This is a genomic window from Paenibacillus sp. J14 (genome assembly GCF_000518465.1).
GTDB classification, from domain to species: domain Bacteria; phylum Bacillota; class Bacilli; order Paenibacillales; family Paenibacillaceae; genus Fontibacillus; species Fontibacillus barengoltzii.
In genome coordinates, this window is sequence record NZ_JADQ01000018.1 from 69,922 (window position 1) to 88,084 (window position 18,163).

14 protein-coding genes are annotated in these 18,163 nt (G+C 50.3%); 2 read left to right on the forward strand and 12 right to left on the reverse strand.

Annotated features, from left to right (window positions below):
- Nucleotides 1-46 precede the first annotated feature (46 nt).
- The 9 genes from M891_RS0109145 to M891_RS24605 all read right to left on the reverse strand — a co-directional run bounded on the left by M891_RS0109145 (nucleotide 47) and on the right by M891_RS24605 (nucleotide 12,781).
- Entirely contained in the window at nucleotides 47-1,633 is a 1,587-nt protein-coding gene (locus M891_RS0109145) for a response regulator (protein WP_028538608.1), read from the reverse strand.
- Entirely contained in the window at nucleotides 1,621-3,444 is a 1,824-nt protein-coding gene (locus M891_RS0109150) for a cache domain-containing sensor histidine kinase (RefSeq protein WP_016313909.1), read from the reverse strand. The genes M891_RS0109145 and M891_RS0109150 overlap by 13 nt, the downstream gene beginning before the upstream one ends.
- Nucleotides 3,445-3,603: 159 nt before the next feature.
- Nucleotides 3,604-5,409: a sugar-binding protein gene (locus M891_RS0109155; RefSeq protein WP_016313910.1), complete on the reverse strand. Its 1,806-nt coding sequence runs from the start codon at nucleotides 5,407-5,409 to the stop codon at nucleotides 3,604-3,606.
- A gap of 376 nt (nucleotides 5,410-5,785) precedes the next feature.
- Nucleotides 5,786-7,078, reverse strand: coding sequence for a group II intron reverse transcriptase/maturase (gene ltrA / locus M891_RS0109160; RefSeq protein ID WP_028538609.1), 1,293 nt, complete (start codon nucleotides 7,076-7,078; stop codon nucleotides 5,786-5,788).
- Nucleotides 7,079-7,653: 575 nt separating this feature from the next.
- A complete protein-coding gene (locus tag M891_RS0109165; protein ID WP_028538610.1) occupies nucleotides 7,654-9,114 on the reverse strand; it encodes a serine hydrolase in 1,461 nt (486 codons plus the stop codon).
- A 145-nt stretch (nucleotides 9,115-9,259) separates the two neighbouring features.
- Nucleotides 9,260-9,895 (reverse strand): response regulator, encoded by a 636-nt coding sequence (locus M891_RS0109170; RefSeq protein ID WP_016313912.1) that lies wholly within the window; start codon nucleotides 9,893-9,895, stop codon nucleotides 9,260-9,262.
- Between the two features lie 4 nt (nucleotides 9,896-9,899).
- Nucleotides 9,900-11,114 carry a sensor histidine kinase gene (locus M891_RS0109175; RefSeq protein ID WP_028538611.1) on the reverse strand — a complete coding sequence of 405 codons (1,215 nt, stop codon included), beginning with the start codon at nucleotides 11,112-11,114 and terminating at the stop codon, nucleotides 9,900-9,902.
- 228 nt (nucleotides 11,115-11,342) lie between these two features.
- Nucleotides 11,343-12,140 (reverse strand): sensor domain-containing protein, encoded by a 798-nt coding sequence (locus M891_RS0109180; RefSeq protein ID WP_028538612.1) that lies wholly within the window; start codon nucleotides 12,138-12,140, stop codon nucleotides 11,343-11,345.
- A 128-nt stretch (nucleotides 12,141-12,268) separates the two neighbouring features.
- Nucleotides 12,269-12,781: a MarR family transcriptional regulator gene (locus M891_RS24605; RefSeq protein WP_051416889.1), complete on the reverse strand. Its 513-nt coding sequence runs from the start codon at nucleotides 12,779-12,781 to the stop codon at nucleotides 12,269-12,271.
- 128 nt (nucleotides 12,782-12,909) lie between these two features.
- Between M891_RS24605 and M891_RS0109190 the strand changes: the two genes are divergently transcribed.
- Complete coding sequence (locus M891_RS0109190) at nucleotides 12,910-13,653, forward strand: NADPH-dependent oxidoreductase (protein WP_028538613.1); 744 nt, start codon at nucleotides 12,910-12,912, stop codon at nucleotides 13,651-13,653.
- A 56-nt stretch (nucleotides 13,654-13,709) separates the two neighbouring features.
- Here M891_RS0109190 and M891_RS0109195 read toward each other — a convergent pair whose 3' ends face one another.
- Genes M891_RS0109195 through M891_RS0109205 form a run of 3 tightly spaced genes read right to left on the reverse strand, consistent with a single transcriptional unit; the run spans nucleotide 13,710 to nucleotide 17,456 of the window.
- Entirely contained in the window at nucleotides 13,710-14,852 is a 1,143-nt protein-coding gene (locus tag M891_RS0109195) for an enolase C-terminal domain-like protein (protein ID WP_028538614.1), read from the reverse strand.
- Nucleotides 14,853-14,912: 60 nt separating this feature from the next.
- The gene (locus tag M891_RS0109200; protein ID WP_028538615.1) at nucleotides 14,913-15,158 is read right to left on the reverse strand and encodes a hypothetical protein; all 246 of its coding nucleotides are present in this window, start codon (nucleotides 15,156-15,158) and stop codon (nucleotides 14,913-14,915) included.
- Between the two features lie 30 nt (nucleotides 15,159-15,188).
- On the reverse strand, nucleotides 15,189-17,456 hold the full coding sequence (locus tag M891_RS0109205; RefSeq protein WP_036699862.1) for a GH92 family glycosyl hydrolase: 2,268 nt from the start codon (nucleotides 17,454-17,456) through the stop codon (nucleotides 15,189-15,191).
- A 174-nt stretch (nucleotides 17,457-17,630) separates the two neighbouring features.
- On the opposite strand from M891_RS0109205, the gene M891_RS0109210 reads away from it, so the two are divergent.
- Nucleotides 17,631-17,957, forward strand: coding sequence for a hypothetical protein (locus M891_RS0109210; protein ID WP_016313921.1), 327 nt, complete (start codon nucleotides 17,631-17,633; stop codon nucleotides 17,955-17,957).
- Nucleotides 17,958-18,163: the final 206 nt, after the last annotated feature.

Genomic DNA, 18,163 nt, shown 5'->3' on the forward strand with positions numbered 1-18,163 from the left:
TCCTCCATTCACAAAACGCGCATCCCCTTGTAAAATTCGATCATCCTTATTGGCATTTTCCAACCCTATACTCGTTCATTGATCTGCCCATGACCTTCTTGAATAAGATGCTAAAATAATGCGGGTCCGTAATCCCCACCTGTGCCCCAATCTCGTAACCTTTTAAATCGGTTGTTTTGAGAAGCGTCTCCGCTTTCTTCATACGCAGGTTCGTCAAGTACTCGACGAAGGTCTGCCCCGTCTCCTTCTTCATCAACCTTCCCAAATGACCCGGACTCACAAAGAAGGCTGCCGCAGTACTAGCCAATCCCACCTCCGGATCTCCGAGATTTTGTTCCAGATACGCTTTCACCTGACTGATCAGGTTCCCTTCCTTGTCTTGCCTCTTCGACAGAATTGCCTCCGAAACCACAACAATGTAGCGCTCCAAGGTTTGGACTAATTCCGGCAAGTTGTCAGCGGTCATGACAGCGAGCATCGTTTCTTTAACGAGCCCCTGTTCCCCCTCAATCCCTTGCTCTGTGATCGCACGCTGGCATTCATGGATCACATCCATCGCAGCCATACGGAATTCCGATACACTGGAGAATGACAAATCAAAAATTTGGCCAAGCAGCTGCACTGCACGTTCGGACGATCCGACGCTAACATAAAACTGCAGCTGTCGCAGAAGCTCTGGATCGGATTGGTACGTCTCCTCCCGGTTCCCGATCATTTCTTCATAACATACGACTTGATTATTCCCGACGAAGGCTTTGTAGCGGATGGCTCGGCAGGCCTCTTGATAGCTCAGACGTGCGTCTTGCACATTCTCACGCTTTCGGCCGACTCCAATGTTGACCAAACATTGAGTAGAAGCGAGGAGATAAGCCATCAGTGATTCACAAGTCTCCGCGAGCTCTCTCCCCGGATAAAATGAGACGAGGATGAATTGATTACGGGTCTCGGATAAGATCTCAACCAGCGGATCGTTCTGGAAAAACAGCTCGATCTGATGCTTGCACACCAGCCCTAGCATAATCAGCTGCTCCTCAGTGTGTTTCTCGGAGACCGGAGCGATCTCGACAACCGCAACCTGAAACCCGCTGCTCTGCCGGAATGCAGGTAATTTGAAGTAATCGGCCTGCTCGACTATTTCCTCCCGGGACAACGCGCCGTTCAACCACTGAAATAGAAATCTTTCGCGCAGATAGGGCAAGTTCCGCTCCATCTCCTCCTTCATCTTTGAGATTTCCTTGGCCCGTGTTCGCTCTTCATGAATTTTCTGCTTGAGATTCCCCGCAACATGAAGCAGGTCCGAGGCTCGGATGGGCTTCAATAGGAAGTCGAATATCCCAATTTTGATGCCCTGCTGTGCGTATTCGAACTCGTCATGACCGCTCACAACCACGATTTTGATGTGTGGATACCTCTCGAGTACTCTTCGGCTAAGCTCAATCCCATCCATATTGGGCATATAAATATCGGTAAAGATAATATCTGGATTCTGCTCCTCCACCAGCTCCAGCGCTTCTTGGGCATTGGAGGCTTCCCCCGTGATCTCGAAGCCCTCCTGTTCCCAATCGATACGTAAACGAATCAAATTCCGAATCAAATGTTCATCATCAACGATCAAAACCTTTAATTTTTCCATGGCGAATCTACTCCAATCGGTAAAGTTAAAGTAATTGTCGTTCCGACTCCAGGTTCACTATCAATATGTAAAACATCTCGATCATCATAAAAGATCCGCAATCGTTCCTTGGTTCCCCAAAGCCCAAAGCTCTTGATCTGACCTTGTCTTTCCGTAAGTAAGATTTCCTCGATTTCCTCCTTCGACATCCCCACGCCGTCATCTGATATGGTGATGACCACAGCAGAATCTACAGATCTCGTGCTGATTCGTATGATGCCTTTGGTTCCTTTAGGTCTTATGCCATGATACAGCGAGTTCTCAACCAACGGCTGCAGCACCAGCTTGGGAATTGGGATCATGGCACATTCCCTATCTACCTCGAACTGGGCCTCGAAGACATTGTCGTACCGTACGCTCTGGATCTTCAAATAATTGCGGACCATCTCGATTTCTTCCGAAACGGTAATGACGTCCTGACCTTTGCTAACACTTAAGCGATAGTAGGTTCCCAACGCCTCGATCAGCCCACATACCTGCTCATTGTCTCCGGATAGTGCCAGCGAAGTAATGGAGTCCAACGTGTTGTATAGGAAGTGAGGTTTGATCTGAGACTGAAGCGCATTGAGTTCTGCTCTGCGTATCGTCTTCTGTTCTTCGATGACGCGCTTTAACAGTTGATCAATTTGCTCAATCATCTGGTTATATCCGTCGTACAACTGTTCCATCTCGAAGCTGTTCCGCTCAGCGCTGACCTTCATGAAGTTCCCGCTTGGCGCTCGATTCATAGCCCGCAGCAGCTTCTGAATCGGCTTAATAATGCTGCGCGAGATGATAAAGGAGCTAACGAAGAAAATCGTTCCGTTAATGAGCAACAGCCCGAAAGCCAACAGGACCAAAGATTGATTTCGGAACTCCATGTTCTTATGCGGCGAGAGGCTCACGAACTTCCAGTTATAAGCCCCGCCCGACAAATAAGTTACCGTATATTTCAGGGAGCCTAAATGGACGATTAAATTCCCTGAGTCACTTTGCTGAAATCGATCCTCTAGTAATGCTAGGTTAGTATTCAACAGCTCAAATATTGCCGATCTTCCGGGCTCATCCGTGGAATCAGCAACAATGGTCTGATTATTCTCATCCAGAATGGCAATTTGCAACGAAGTTTCACTGAGCAGATTCGAATAGGCTTGTACCAACGCATCATCCTTGATCTCGATGACCAATACCCCAAGGGGTGCTGTGTTATCGAGATCCCGAATCAACCGGATGAAGGAAACGATATTCCCGCCGGATGTCCCCTCCCCGCCTCTACGATCCAGTCTCAGAATATATTTGCCGTTATTGCTCAATACCTGTTCGTACCAAGGGGCGTCCTTGATGTTCACCTCCATGTACGTCGGCAGCTCCTGGGTGGCAACTGAAAAACGATGTCCTCCATTATCGTAAATATGTACCGAGTCGATAATCGGAACCGCTTGCATTAAGTTGTATAAATAAGCGCTGACCTTCGATTGGGTTTGAAGGTTAGCATACACATCCCCTTGCCGAAGCAAGTTCTGCAGATTGCGGTCCGAGAAAATCATCTTCGAATAGTTGTTCACATTCTCGATCATCAGGTCTATGTTCGTTCGAATCGATGTAATCGTTTGCAAAGATGCTTCGTTAATTTTCTTCTGGGCGGAGTTCGCCGCGATTTGATTCAATACCAAGTAGCTGAAGCCTACGGTCAGCAGTATGACCAAGAAATAGGCAGACGGGATCTTAAATGCTAGTTTTCTTGGTTTACCGTAACTCATCATTCTAAAGCTGTCCCTGAGTTGTGCCCTCATTTCATCGGCCTCCTGCTTCTGATGCGAATATCTATAACCCCCATTATATAACGACCGTCTCTCCTATGGGACATAGCCGATTTCATTCTACCTTAAGGCCATCTGTCACCTCAGTGACAAATGGCCTTGGAATTGAACAAGTATGAGGATGTAGGGGGGCTAGTGGAACAGATCTGGCAGAATATCATAAATGTACTGATTCACCCAATGCCAAGCATGCGTACCGCCGTCGCCTACAATGAAATAGAAGTTCCCTTTAGTCGTATCCGATGAGTAGATAAAGGTGTCCGTGAGTTGCTTCATCGCATCAATCTGCGGTTTTAAATTCGGGTAAGCAATATCCAGATTGCCGGTGGCACTGAAAATATAATAATCCTGCGGTTGATAGCCCGCATCTTTCACAACTTTGGCCAGATATTCCGCAGTTTCCTTCGGTTTGCTGCCCCCGGCTCCCTGGCCTAACACCCAACTATCACCGCTTAACGGCAGGTAATACTTAAAGTAGTCAAGCTTATGAATAAAAGTATACCAAGTTGTAACGGATCCCATAGAGAAGCCGCCAAACGCCCGATGCTCCCGGGAAGCCTTCAAATCTTCCGGGCTAGCCGATTGGGCATAGGTATGATATTTGGTCTCTACCAATGGAAGAATGATATTGGTCAATTCCTCGTGGAATAGGGCGGTATCATTCTTCCCGCCATAGAAGGTTGGCGTAACCACAATCAACGGCTCGATATCCCCGTTTGCGATCATATTGTCCAAGATTTTCGCGAGCTCCTTGCTTTGCCCTGGTCCGCCAAAGAGCAGGTCTTCATTTTCCCCGCCGCCGTGCATCAGGTATAGAACATTATATTTCTTCGCGGGATCGGAAGGGTCATAGCCATAAGGAAGATAGACATTCAACTTCTTCTCGTCCATTCCGTTCGTTACATTCGGTGCCAAGTATGTGAGTCTCTCGATGGTGCCTGGTTGATCGCTGGCCATCCGATAGGCATCCGGAACCGGCTTGAAATATTTCTCATTGGCCGCTTCTTCCGTCATTTCCAATTGGTCCACCGCAGCTTGGATCATGGCAATCTGTTCGTCTATCTGTTGTTGGGTGACTTTTTTATCGTTTAACACGTTAGCCGCGACAACCTTCGTGAGAGCTTCCGTAACGACATCGGGGTTTTTATATAGCTTGAAGTCAAGCTTGAGTGTGCTTCGGAACAAGTTGAGAAGATCATAAGGATTTACTCCGCTAATGTCGCCCTTCCCCTTGCCGTTTAGAACCAGTTCCCCGAACTTTCCCGTGTCATTCCAGGCATTGCCTGTGGCATCAAAGACGTTAAGCGTACCCGATCTCGTTGATCCTTTGGCATCGTTGATTTGCAGCTCGAAGCCTACAACCTTGTTGTTTTCGGGTTTGGATTTCAGAGCAATTCGGGCTTCGATTACATATCCGCCGTCCACTCGTTTCGCAGCCGTATAAAACCGCTGCACATCCCCGTTGTCTACCGACTGGTTATTCTCATAATTGACGCGAAAATGCACATCGTCTACACCATATTCCGAGGTCTTGTCATGGTTCTCATCAAGAAACAACTCCAAGGAATCTTGCATGTACGGGTTTACGGAGGCAACGGATAGGTGCGGGTCCTTGACTTCAGCCAGAACATAGAGAGCCTGGTCATCCCATAGCGCTCTTAAAACAGCAGAGGCCTCCACCTCGCCCGACACATGTTGGGGTGACACCGGCTGCGCCTTGCTCCATACCTTATCCACGTTACCATCGATCACAGGCGACCCGAATTTCGCGACCATTCTGCCTTGAGGATCGAATCCGTTCTTGGCTCCCGGATCAGGATGACCTGGACCCGCAGCTGCAGCAGCCTCTGCTCCCGAATAGGAAGCATTCGTTAGCATTAAGGATACACTGATCAACAACATCATCATGGATTGCAGGAATAGCCTAGTTCTTTTCATGAAAGAATCCCCTCCTACGATCTTCATGTTCTCTTGGTTTTGCTCGCGAGTCTCCCATCCATCCCAGCTCTAAACTTGCCATCTGCCTAACCGATTTTCACGACCGCTGAAGTAACACTTCTACCAGGCCGCAATAGAAGCGCTTTCATAATTTCCCTCCTTTAAGTTCATTTAGTTTGTTGCACCCATATTTTAGAAAAAATTACACAGCGGCTACATTCAAAATTCGAACCATCCCTTTCAATTTTCAAACATTCCTAGAGGCAAATGACATAGCTAGAGTGAAGGGCAGAAACCTCTGCCCCTCCTCATCAAACCGTACGTGAGGTTTTCCCTCATACGGCTTTCCGATGTTCTTCCTTCATGTGCATGCAGATTACAAGAGCGTTTTTAGTCCACATCGTACGGACAATGATTTCACTTCGTGAAACGAGCTCATCCAACGAGCGCGCTGACGCTTCTTTGCGTACCATCTCGTCAGTCGTTGGAGAATGTACCAATCCAGTTTGGCCATCTTCTTTTGGCTGTAGGCTGTGAAGTAATAGTTGCGCCATCCCTGTATTTTCGGATTCAGATACTCCACATGTTCTTGAAACGTTTTATGACGCATACTCGGAGGGGCTAGCCGCTCCTTCACGACATCCCGGATCCGCTCCTCGGCCTTGCGGCACAACCATTGTTGTGTCGTGTAGTATACCTGGCCTTTGGCGGTTTCTGCTTTAGTCTTTCGATGATGCATCCCCAAGAAGTCAAAGCCTTCTTCTCCTGTCCATAATCCAACAATACGTGTTTTGGTTGGGTGAAGGGTTAGTTCAAGGCGTTCCATCATCGCTTTTATGAGTTCATACGCCCGATCTGCGTCCTTCTTCGTTTTACAGATGACCACTAGATCATCCGCATAACGTGTGAGTTCTCCAACCTTGCTGCCATGCCTTTCCCACAGGAGATCGAAATAATTTAGGTAGATGTTCGCTAGTAGTGGTGAAATAACACCACCTTGCGGTGTACCTAAATCTGAGCGCCTGATGTTCCCTTCTTCCATGACCCCCGCACCTAACCACTTCCTCACTAATTTCAGGATTCGCCTGTCACTGATTCGCATTTCCACCAGCTTCATCAGCTTTTCCTGATTGATGTTGTCGAAGTAGCCTTGGATGTCGACGTCGACCACCCAGTTCCCTTTACGGTTGCATGCTTTTCGGATACGCTCCAGCGCTTGCTTCGCACTTCTCTTTGGCCTAAACCCGAATGACGTTTCTTGAAAGTCTGCCTCAAAGATGGGTTCTATGACTAGTTTGGTTGCCATCTGGATGACGCGGTCTCTCACCGTGGGAATGCCCAGCGGTCGCTGCTTGCCATCCTTCTTGGGGATGTATTGGCGTTTTACGGGTTGCGGATGGTAGTTACCTTCTTTCAGTAAACGTTGACATTCGTACACAAAGAATACTTCTCCTTGTTTCTCGATGTCTGCTAGCGTCTCTCCATCCACTCCTGCCGTTCCCTTATTGGCTCGTACTCTTCGCCATGCCTCCCACAGGATGTCCATCCGGCAAACCTTGTCATACAATGCGTGAAATCTACGACTCTTGCTTTCCTTGGCCGCATGACCTAGTTTCTCTTGGAGTTGTTGAACGTTTTCCTTTGGTGTGGTTAGCCGTTTGGCATTCACTGACTCGTACCTCCTTCAGAAACTTGAACAAAGCAGGGCTCCTTCCCTCCCGCAGGTTTTGTTGTCCTGCGGTTCCTCAGTACTATGTGCCCCTCGGACTCCCTTCCTGCAGACGACTCACTTCACCCTTCGGGCTTATAGAGTATCTCTTTACGAAAAAAACTCCGTGCAGGGGAGGGCCTCCCCAGTTCACTGCATCCTCTTTCATACCATGCCGCTCCCTCTACGCCGGAGGATTCTTCGCTGCCGCTCCAAGTTCTAGGCAGCTTCCATGGCCTTCATCCATATCCNCGGGACTCGGCTTCCTCTTTTCCCTCTTGCGAGGCCTTTTTGACGACGCGGCAGGATTCACTTCATGTTACGGCCTGGTATGTCGCTCGCCCTGTCTCTGACAGGTACTTTCGTCGATACGCTTCTACGCACAGATTTCGCCATACGCAGGTATCCTAGCTACACGGGGGCTTGGTCCCTCCCGCGACCGGACTTACACCGGCTAGAAGATGCGTGCTTAGCTGGGCACGCTGAACAACAAAAAAGGGCTCCCGGCGAAGCCTGGAGCCCTGTCTGATTTCTCCTTATTTCCTTATCGCGATCAATGCGATGAGGCTATACACCACCCAGAGGGCCAAAGATATCATGATGGCGAATAAGCCGACGGCCAAATCTTGCGGATACCCGTAAAAACCGATTTGCGTCGGATGCACGGTGATCAGCAAGTACACGATGGGCAGGAGTATGATGATACATAGCACGGTACGGCAAATCGTCCATCCTCTTCGAAATGGCTTCTGTGGATGCTGTAACAAGAAAATCGATCTCACGAGCAAGACCAGCAGGACGATCCCGATGATAACCAGCCCCAAGGAGATCGAACCCAGCAGCCTCCAGAAGGTGATCCCCACATGAACATCGGAGGGCTTCTTCCCTAACAGGATATCAGCAATCCCAAAGGCCAGAGGCTGGCCTATTTCCGGAATAGAATCGCCAATGAGCAGGGATATTCCTACCTTCATCTCGGGAATCATCACAACCATTGCCGTCGAGCCAATACCGTCGCCCGCTTTGTATAGAATCCGGGTCTGATGCCGGCTTCCCTCTTCAAAGCCGCTAATGGAGTAGAAAGACCCGTCGCTCCCCGTAGAAATCTCTCCCTGCTGCGAGGTCTGCAAGGTCTCCGGACGAAGCAACTCCGGACCCTCTCCCAGCATCGCGGCTAGAAACTTGGACAGATCGAGCACATTCGAATAGATCCCGCCTTCCGGGTTCTGACTATGGCCAAAGACCTCCACGTTCGGAGCAGATTTATGCTTCAGTCCAAACAACCACATATACTCACTTGCGACATGGTCCATTTTGGTCGGATCAAATGCGGTGTGGTCCATCCCTAATGGTGCGAAGATATGCTCCTTCATATATTGTTCATAGTCGGTCTGGGTGACCTTCTCAATCACCAATCCCAGCGTATTGTAACAAGTATTGCAGTAAGAAGCCTCGGTACCGGGATCTGCGGTCATGGAGACGGTGCTCAAAGCCCGGACGCTCTTCTCCAAGGAGTTCCGATTTTCCCGTTCATTTTGAAAGATAGACCCATCCGCTTCCAACCGTTGAATTCCGGCCGAATGCGTAAGCAAGTGACGAATCGTCACTTTAGCGGAGCGATCCCGATCTTTATAGGTAAACCAAGGAATGTAGGTGTTCACGGGCGCGTCCAGGTCGATTTGACCTTGCTCTGCTAATTGCAAAATCGCCGCAGCTGTGAATGCCTTCGTGACTGAAGCTGTCGCATAGACGGTTTCCGGCGTAACCGGCTCCTTGGTCTCTACATCCGCAATCCCGATGCCCTTAGCCGCAATGACCTTTCCTTCTTGAGTAATGGCGTACGCCCCGCCGATCACCCGGTTATTGTTAAACTGCTCTGTGACATACTCATGGATGATATTTAATGTTGTTTGGCTAATCCCCTTCTCTTGCGCCAAGCTGACCGAAGGAAGCCCGCTCACGAAGAAAATGATGACAAGCAAAAGCAGTTTTCGCATCAAGTTGTTCTACTTCCTTTCCTAACCTATTGATCACATCCTAAGCGTACGGAAAAGATGTCACTGGCGCATAGTGCAGGTTGTCATGATCGTGTCACATGATATGTCATATCTAAAAAAAAGCTCTGGACCAATTCCAGAGCTCTTAAAATAAGCCTTTCGCTTTGTTGATTGCCTCAATCCGGCTATGTACATTTAATTTGCTGTAAATGCTGGAGATATAGTTTCTTACCGTTCCTTCGGATAAAAATAGCTTCTCGGCGATCATACTGTTCGTTAACCCATTGGAGAGGCATTTCAGGATTTCCATCTCTCGTTCGGTCAGCGCCTCCCGCTCATTCGCCGGCTGCAGATGCCCGCCCTTCGGGCCGGTGAACAGCAGCTTGGCGACCTCCTGGGAAATCATCGTCTCCCCCCGACTCACGAGCCGAATGGCTGCCGCGAGATCAAGCGGATCAATCGCTTTTAAGATGTACCCTTCTGCCCCGGCTTCTAGAGCGCCTACGACGGAATCTCTGGTTTGCAGCGTCGTCAGCATGATGATTTTCAAGGAGGGCCACTTGGCTTTGGCGAGCCTCGTCGCTTCTAACCCGTCCATGATCGGCATATGGACATCCATCAATACGACATCCGGCTGCACTTGCTCCAATACGGACAACGCCTCTTCCCCGTTCATCGCCGTGCCTACGACTTCGATATCCTCGGTCGCGTTGAGGATGATCTTCAGGCTGTTTAAGATCAGGAGTTGATCTTCGACAAGGACGACTTGAATAGACTTCATATTTTCAACCTGCTTTCAGTGGAATGGTACACGTGAGACTTGTTCCCAGGTTAGCTTTGGAACTGATCTCCATGGTGCCATTTAGGCCGGTAATCCGCTGGTTCATGGCATTTAATCCGAAGCCGGCCGAGATCTTCTCCTGCCCCGTGCCGTTATCTACAACCTTCATGGATATCGATTGCGGCGTAAAGGTCAAGCTGACGGTGATTTCGGTGGCCCGCCCATGGCGCTTGGCATTGGTGAGAGCCTCTTGCAGACAACGGATCAGTGCGATCCGAATCGACTCGGGGGTGATGAACGGCTCTTGCTCTTCCCCGGTCACTTCCACTACCACATGTGTTCGGGTGTGCTCGCCAAATTCCGCGGCAATCTCCGCCAAGCTCTTGACCAGTGATTTCTCGTTCTCATACACCGCCATTTGGTGAATGTTCCGCCGGACATCCTCGTAGCCCGTACGTGCAAACTCCACCAGCTCCTTCAACTGCGCCTTGGCTACATCCGGAGCGTGGTCCATTTGGTAATAGACCGCTTCCATCCCTAGAATGGTCGACGTAAACGTATGCCCCACCGTGTCATGCAGCTCGCTGGCGATCCGGTTCCTTTCCTCGACAATCGTAAGCTGTTTGATTTGCTTCGAGTACAGCTCTAAAGTCTGGTTCTGATCCTGAATGATCTGAACCATTTCCTTCATCCGGGTGTGACCCGTGATCATCGCGCGCAAGCAAATACCGATGATGAACATCACGGTATTATCCAGCATTTCGTTGGCAATCATCTTGAGCGGATAGTCATAGATCCAGCCTGCCAGTAAAGGAATCACGATCACGGTTGGCAGGTAGTACCACGCATATTTTTTGCGAAAACTAAAGTACCCCACGGTAAACACAGGCAAATTATACAAATCAAATACCCCGGGTTCTCCAGCGAAGTACAGAACCAGCGGTCCCATCAGGACCAGTTCAATCAACGGGCTGTAAGGTTTTAGTTTCTTGGAAAAATAAAACACGAGCGGAATTAGATAACTTGCTGTTAACCATAAAGCCACCAGCGCAAGCGCACCTGTCGTCAACAAGGGATTGGAGGCCTCGATGATTTGCTCAGGGTTGACGCGTAAATCTCTTAACGCCAGGATTAACCAGGAGGTGCGTACGGCGAGAAACACAAGATCAAACCAATGCCACTTCCCCTTCACGATCTTCTTCCATGCAGTCTGTCTCAATCTTCAGCCACCCTTTGTATGCCAGTCTAACCCGTTGCTTCAAATTTGCTAGATCTTAAAATCAATATATAGCAGTCGCTTATAAATAGCATCATTACAAATTGGAATCTCAAGCAGAAATCCTTAGCCCTGTAAATTCTTGTGGAAAAAATAAAAGGAAGAGCCGGATAAACCGACCCTTCCTTGATCGTACTGCCGTTTTATTGGACTTAATATCACCCTTACTTCTTAAGCAAGCCACACTTTCTCAGTCGCAGGATGCTCGGGAAGATCATCCTCAAATTGCGGAATCACCGGTGTATGGTATGGGTGTGAAGCTGGAGCTGGAGCCGACGGCTCAGGTGCCGGCTGCAAATAAGCTTCGTCTACATACATGATTCTGCGCTGAACCTGCATCAGCCCATTCACGACGCGAAGCGCTACCCAGAACAGGAAGAGCCCTACGCCCACGTATAGCAGGTATTGTTGATTATAGGTCCAGTTGAGATGGAAGTAGGTAAACAGGTTATTTTCCAAAATATCCAGCTGATATTCATTCATCAGAACGATGTGCACCACAGGGAGCGCAATAAAGCCAATGCCCAGGGCAAGCGCAACGATCATGACCGCAAAGAATACGATGCCGGTGACCAAACGAAGCACGACCAACATCAAGTTGCGGAAGAACAGTTCCCCGTCAAACCCTTTGACCATACGCATGAACCAATTCGAGCCGGCTTCTGCCGAGGGTTGCTTTGGAGCTGCTGCAGGCGGAACCGGCAACCCCAATATATGCCGAATCAGACCTTGCTCAAAGCTCACAATGCCGTTTATCAACTTCGCCATTCCAAAAAACATCGGGATTCCGATAAATACCGGAGTCAACGCAATGGAAATGGCAAGCCCGGTGATCGCCAGCGTGAAATAAATAATCCCTAACGGGAGAGCTAACAGCAAATAGAGCATCGTCGCATAGGTTTTGGGATTAAACAGCGCCCAATTCACCTTCCCCGCTTTCGCCACATTTGTCGCTTCAACTGCCTTCACGTTTAAACACTCCTTTGACTCCTTCAGTCACGTACCAAATGTATAAGCTCATTATAACGACCCTGCTGGCGTGACATAACCGTCTTAGGTGGTGTTTGAAACTAGACTTTAGGCTAGGACAAGCCCCGTCATTCCTCCGGGTGCGGCGGCTCCGACACCAAGCCGGCCAGCTTCTCCAGGAAATCGGCAACAATCTCTAAGGACACCATATCGTAACTCTTAAACAGCTCCAGCCCTCGATGCTCTTGCGCTTGGTGAAATACCTGATGCATTTCGGCAAGTTCGGTGCCAAGCGGCGTGACGGAAAAGTAGATTTCTTTCAGATTATCCGGAAGCTGCGTTTTCTGAATCAATCCTTGATCCAGCAGCTTACGCGTAATTTTCGAGACCGCGCCCTTCGTCATTCCCATCTCGCGGGCGATATCCACCCCTTTGATGCTGCCATGCGTAAAGATCACATCCAACACGTGCAAGCTGGAGATCGAGAGGTGAGGAAGCAGCTTCTTGAGCCTATCGTCGGAAATACGCTCCATCATCCACAGCCGATCCTGATCTTCATCGGCTTCACGAATCAGAATCCGGTACATGGACTGTTCAATTCGATGTTTAAGGTGAAGCAAATCGTCATTTAGATCGGGCATATGATAAGCCTGCCTTTTTTCTTTTTATTATAACATGGTTTCCGAAGAAACTATTTGACGAAATCAACCTATCCTGTTAATATGGTTTCCATGGAAACCATTAGAAATGATGAATGGGAGGAAATCATATGAACGAAGTTCTGCAAGTCATCGGCCAACACCGCTCGATCCGCAAGTTTCAGAATATCCCGCTCACCAAAGAACAAATCGGAGCGATCGTGGATGCCGCACAAATGGCTCCATCCTCTGCACATATGCAGCCCTACTCCATCGTCGGTATCACCGACCCTGAACTACGAAGCAAGATCGCAAAGCGTTCCAACAATCCTTGGATTGAGGAATGCGGCTACTTTTTCGTGTTTTGCGCCGATCTCTATCGAATCAAGCTAGCCGCCGACCCCGCCGATCAGGAGAACATCAGCCGTAACCTGAGCTACTCGTATTTTTACCAAACCGCGGTGTTCTGCGCTGCGCTGGCCGTGCAAAATGCCAATGTGGCGGCCGAATCCATGGGACTTGGAGCCGTCATGATCGGCGGAATCAACGAGGCGCTGCCTGACCTTGACGAATGGCTTGGTCTGCCGGAGTTCGTCCTGCCTTTGGTTGGCCTGGCAGTGGGCATTCCCGACGAGTCCCCCGAGCAGAAGCCGCGTCTGCCGCGTAGTGCGGTATTTTTCGAGAACCAGTACAATCCGGATCTCAAAGAGCAAATCGAGAGCTATGACCGGGAGATCGGGGAATATTACGGTGCACGCACGAGCAACAAGCAAAAAGCCAGCTGGTCCGGCAAATTGGTGTCCATCCTGAAACAGGATCTGCCGCTCGGCGGGTACACGGAGTACGTGAAGAGCAAGGGGTTTGATTTGAGATAGCCATAAAATAACCATCGGCCAGAAATCCCTGACCGATGGTTTGTCGTCTGGTGAGCTTATACTGTCCAGCCGCTTTCCCTTACTTTCCCTTCATAATAGGCCTCGTCAAGGTGTAAACCAAACCCTGGGGTCGAAGGAAGAGTGACAACACCGTCGCGAATCGCGTAACCCGACGCGTCGATGCCCGGGATTTGTGCCTCATCCCACTCGACGGACATGAATCCCGGGATCGCTGGGTAAGCCTGCGCGGAAGCAAAATTACCGTAGAATACGCCGTAATGGTGCGGTGCCGCGTGAACCCCGCTTCGGGCCAGACGCTCCCCGAGCTTGATCCACTTCACAATGCCGTAATCCAATAAGTCATACTGAATCGCGTCGATCAACCCTTGCTCGGCCCAGTCTACGATGGGCTGTGCCGCGTGACCTTCGCCATCCGTAATGAGCACATTCAGCTGCTGTTCGCGCATCCATTCCTTCAGGTTGCGATACAGACTATCGTCCTCATGAAACGCCTCTTCGATCCAGGACAACTGGGAGGAGGCCGTCTCTGTCAGCACACGCTTGGTCAGGTTCAAGTTGTAACCATTGTTGGCGTCAATCATCAGCTTGCATTCGGGACCGACCGCCTCCCGAATCCCGTTGACGATGGCGATGTCGCGTTTGGTTCCTTCTTCTAAATCCATATGCATGGCTCCGCGTCCCACCTTGATTTTGAAAGCGCGGAAGCCTTCATTGTAGCCTTGCATCGCTTCCTCCTGCAGCAGACGTACCGCATCGCGCTCGGAGCTTAAATGCAAATCATCAAAATAAAGGGAAGTATCATAGCAGGGCACCTTCAGCGGAGAAATCGCCAACCCCCCTGTTAATAGTTCATAAACAGGTTGATTGCGGACCTTGCCCAACCAATCAAAGAGCGGGAATTGCAGGTTGAGGAAGCGGTCGTGAATCCACTGCTCCTCGGAGAAGATCTCCCGAACCGGAGTCCCTATCAGAGCGGCTGCCTGTTCACGGGTAATTCTTGACCAACCGAAGCCGGTCATGCCCCCAATCGTGATGCGTACTAAGGGAAAACGGACTTCCTTGCCGTGTACTCCCAGCCGTGCATTGCAGCCCGCCAACCGGCGGCGTTCCCCCTTCATCTGCACGTGCTCGATGCGTTGGATACGCCAACTTTCATCTAGATAGGTTAATAGGTTCATCCTATTCAACCCCTTTCTCCTCTTTGTAGAATCAAACTCCGGTCTACGCTGAAACCGTTCTCAATTCTTTGGTTGAACTAACTTCACAAATTGCAGGGCATCCCCCATGGACCCTGCCAGATACTTCACCTTGTCGCTGGGCGAGTACATCAGCACCGCTTTGTCATGCAGTCGGAAGGCGTTGCGTTGGGACACTCCCACAGGCTTCCTCTCCCGTATGACCCCTTCGTAATAGATCAGTCCATTCGGATCGTTCATCCAATTGGCCGGCGGAGTAAAATGGTAAATCGGCTTACCTACGGTCATGCCGCATTCCTCCTTCACAGGACAGGACTCCTAAAGCGACGTCATCGAAGGCGGCGCATCCTCCGGGGCGCTTCCCCAAGCCTTGTTCGGCCGCGGCCCCATTTCCAGCACAAGTCGCCCGCCATTCATCAGGTCCTGATGACTGATCCAAGGCCGCGAATACGGCTGCCCGTTCAAGAGAGCGGATTGGATGTATTTGTTCCCCTTGGAAACATTACGCGCTTCAATGACAAACGTCCGGCCTTCGCCAACATGCAGTGTCGTCTTCTCGAAGATCGGGCTGCCGATATCATAGACAGGCCGCCCCGGGCATACCGGATAGAAGCCCATCGCGCTAAAAACATACCAGGACGACAGCGAACCGATGTCATCGTCTCCGCACAAGCCTGCCGGCCCGTCGTGATACATCAGGTATTGGATGTCGCGGACGCGCCGCTGGGTTTTCCAAGGAGCTCCCGCATAATTGTACAGGTACGGGATATGAAAGCTGGGCTCATTGCCATGGGCATACATCCCGATCAGCCCCGACATATCCGGGAACTGTCCGAGGAACCACGGCTTCTCCATCGTATATTGCTCCGTAAACAACGCATCGAGCTTCTGCACGAAGGCCTCTCTGCCGCCCATCAGCCGAATTAACCCCTCTACATCATGCTGTACATGGAACGTATAGATCCAACTGTTCACTTCGGCAAAATACCCCTCCCCGGCAAACCCGCCGGAGAGCTTCGGATCAAACGGTTCGACCCATTCCCCTTCCGCTGTCTTCGGCGCCATCAGGCCGAGGTCTGGGCGGAACAGATGGCGGTAGTTGCCTGCGCGTTGAAGGAACAACTCGGCTTCCTTGTCACGCCCCAGCTTGCGGGCCACTTGAGCGACGCACCAATCGTCATAAGCTCGCTCCAGCGTCACGGACACCGATTGCCGGCGGTGCCATGAGTCGACCTCGGGCACCCATTCATCCACACCCACCTCAGGCACCCAGGTGATTTGATTCGGCATCTTCTCCATGACGAGATTCCAGAGATTTTTTCTCCACGCGTCCGGATCAGCGACCTTCGCATCCTCCCTCACCGGAAGTGCAGGGAACCAGCCCTTTTCGTAGTACACTTGATCCAACTCCGTTGCCGGCACCGTTCGCCAAGGGATCAGGGACATTTCCGTGGCATCCTTCAGCATTCCTTCAAAAGCCTTCTCCAGCTGGATATCATCCAGACCTTTCGCACAGGCATCCGCAATCAACGAAGCGGCATGATGACCGATCATCACCGCATGATCTCCGCCCGGATGAGGGAATTTCGGCAGCAACCCGCCTTGTTCGTACATGCGGACCAACGAATACACCATATCTTCGAAGACGCGGGGCTCGATAATGCTTTGCAGCGGTCGGGCGCAGCGGTACGTATCCCACAGCTGGTCGTGCGTGTAGAAATCCCGTCCTTCTGTAGAGTGGACCTTGCCATCAAACCCGCTGTAATATTGACCGTCTTCCGTAATGTTCCGCATCCGTTGCAGGGTACGGTACATTGCCGTATAGAAAATCGTCCGCTCTTCCTCCGTCCCGCCTTCCACCTCAATTGCGGAAAGCGCGCGGTTCCAAGCGTCCCGGGCACGGAAAACGGCAGCTTCGAAGTCCCAATCCGGCTGCTCCTGCTGTCGGTTCTTCCGGGCTTGCTCCAAGCTGATGTAAGAGATCCCTACCTTGAACTCTATCGTTTCTTCCTTCTGCTGCGGATCGTAGGTGAAATAGAGTTTGGAGCTGTTTTCGATCACGCCAAACGAGGACGCGGCCTCTTTCATCTCTAAGCTAAAATAGCAAACATATCCTTGATTCGTGCGCTCTCCTTCGACGACGCGTCCATCGTGCTTGTGAACCTGCGTTGTCTCACCGCCGTCGATGATGACATGGACCGTCCCAGCAGAATGTAAGCGAAAATAAGCACTGCGCTGAGCGGTAGTCATCTCGGCATCGATCTCATGATCCTCCAGGAAGACGCGATACTTAAAGGGCCGGGTCTCCTCCAAATCATGATCGAAGGTCGAGGCATGCTCCTCCCGCCGATCGGACAAAGGTCTGCTGGAGGCTGTTACCGTTGCCGGTCCGAAGGAAAATCCATAGATTTTGTCCGCCAAATACTTGTCCCCGATGCCCGGCGTGGTAACCGGATCGACCTCCATCATCCCATGAGGAAGCTGCACGGTTGGAGACGTGGACCATGTTTTGTAAGACAACGTACCGATATTCGTATTGACGTAGGATGCCCAGTCCCGATCCGTACAGGCGGTTGTGTTCTTCAAACTGATCCCTCCCATAATGATAGTTCTATTTTAATTATATATAATATATTCATCATGACATATAGTACAGTGATTTTTACGTGATCGGGAAACTCTTTTTCTCATTCCACCCGAAAATCTCCTCTGCTAGAATAGAAGAAAGAGATGACATGAAATGGAGACCAGGAATTCTACATGAAACGTAACTTATCGAATTGGTTTAGGCCAACGGATCAGCGGACTTTCACTCAGCAGAAGTGGTTATTAAATACGGTGATGATCATCGGGGGATTTCTCGTTGGGGCTGGGGTAGCCGACAGCTTATTAGCGGTTAACCACCTGAATGTCGACCAACTGGCCCGAGGGTTGACCATTTTCAGTGCGGGGCTGACCATTATCGTCCTTGTGATCAACACCAAGTCGCAAAGAGCGGCCGAACAAGTGCAGCTTGAGACCCAGCTTCAATTAAAGCGGATCGAGCAGCAGCTTGAGGAGATTCGCAGCCGGATTTCACAAGAATAAAAAAAGAAGGGGCTGTCCAGAAAGTCAGTGAAAACTGACCGCCGGACGCCCCGTTTTTGTTGAATGTTAAAAAAAGGAGCAAAAAAACCGTCTTTTCCTGTAGAATGGAGTTACCACACAACACTCTAGAAAAGGACGGTTTTTATGCGTAATCTGACGACTACTACAGAACAGTATACCATGCAAGAGGCACTTCCTCTAGGGGC

Coding starts and splice junctions, on each gene's coding strand:
- M891_RS0109145 (WP_028538608.1), bottom strand. CDS start 1,633: ATGGAAAAATTAAAGGTTTTGATCGTTGATGATGAACATTTGATTCGG.
- M891_RS0109150 (WP_016313909.1), bottom strand. CDS start 3,444: ATGAGGGCACAACTCAGGGACAGCTTTAGAATGATGAGTTACGGTAAA.
- M891_RS0109155 (WP_016313910.1), bottom strand. CDS start 5,409: ATGAAAAGAACTAGGCTATTCCTGCAATCCATGATGATGTTGTTGATC.
- M891_RS0109165 (WP_028538610.1), bottom strand. CDS start 9,114: ATGCGAAAACTGCTTTTGCTTGTCATCATTTTCTTCGTGAGCGGGCTT.
- M891_RS0109170 (WP_016313912.1), bottom strand. CDS start 9,895: ATGAAGTCTATTCAAGTCGTCCTTGTCGAAGATCAACTCCTGATCTTA.
- M891_RS24605 (WP_051416889.1), bottom strand. CDS start 12,781: ATGCCCGATCTAAATGACGATTTGCTTCACCTTAAACATCGAATTGAA.
- M891_RS0109190 (WP_028538613.1), top strand. CDS start 12,910: ATGAACGAAGTTCTGCAAGTCATCGGCCAACACCGCTCGATCCGCAAG.
- M891_RS0109195 (WP_028538614.1), bottom strand. CDS start 14,852: ATGAACCTATTAACCTATCTAGATGAAAGTTGGCGTATCCAACGCATC.
- M891_RS0109200 (WP_028538615.1), bottom strand. CDS start 15,158: ATGACCGTAGGTAAGCCGATTTACCATTTTACTCCGCCGGCCAATTGG.
- M891_RS0109210 (WP_016313921.1), top strand. CDS start 17,631: ATGAAACGTAACTTATCGAATTGGTTTAGGCCAACGGATCAGCGGACT.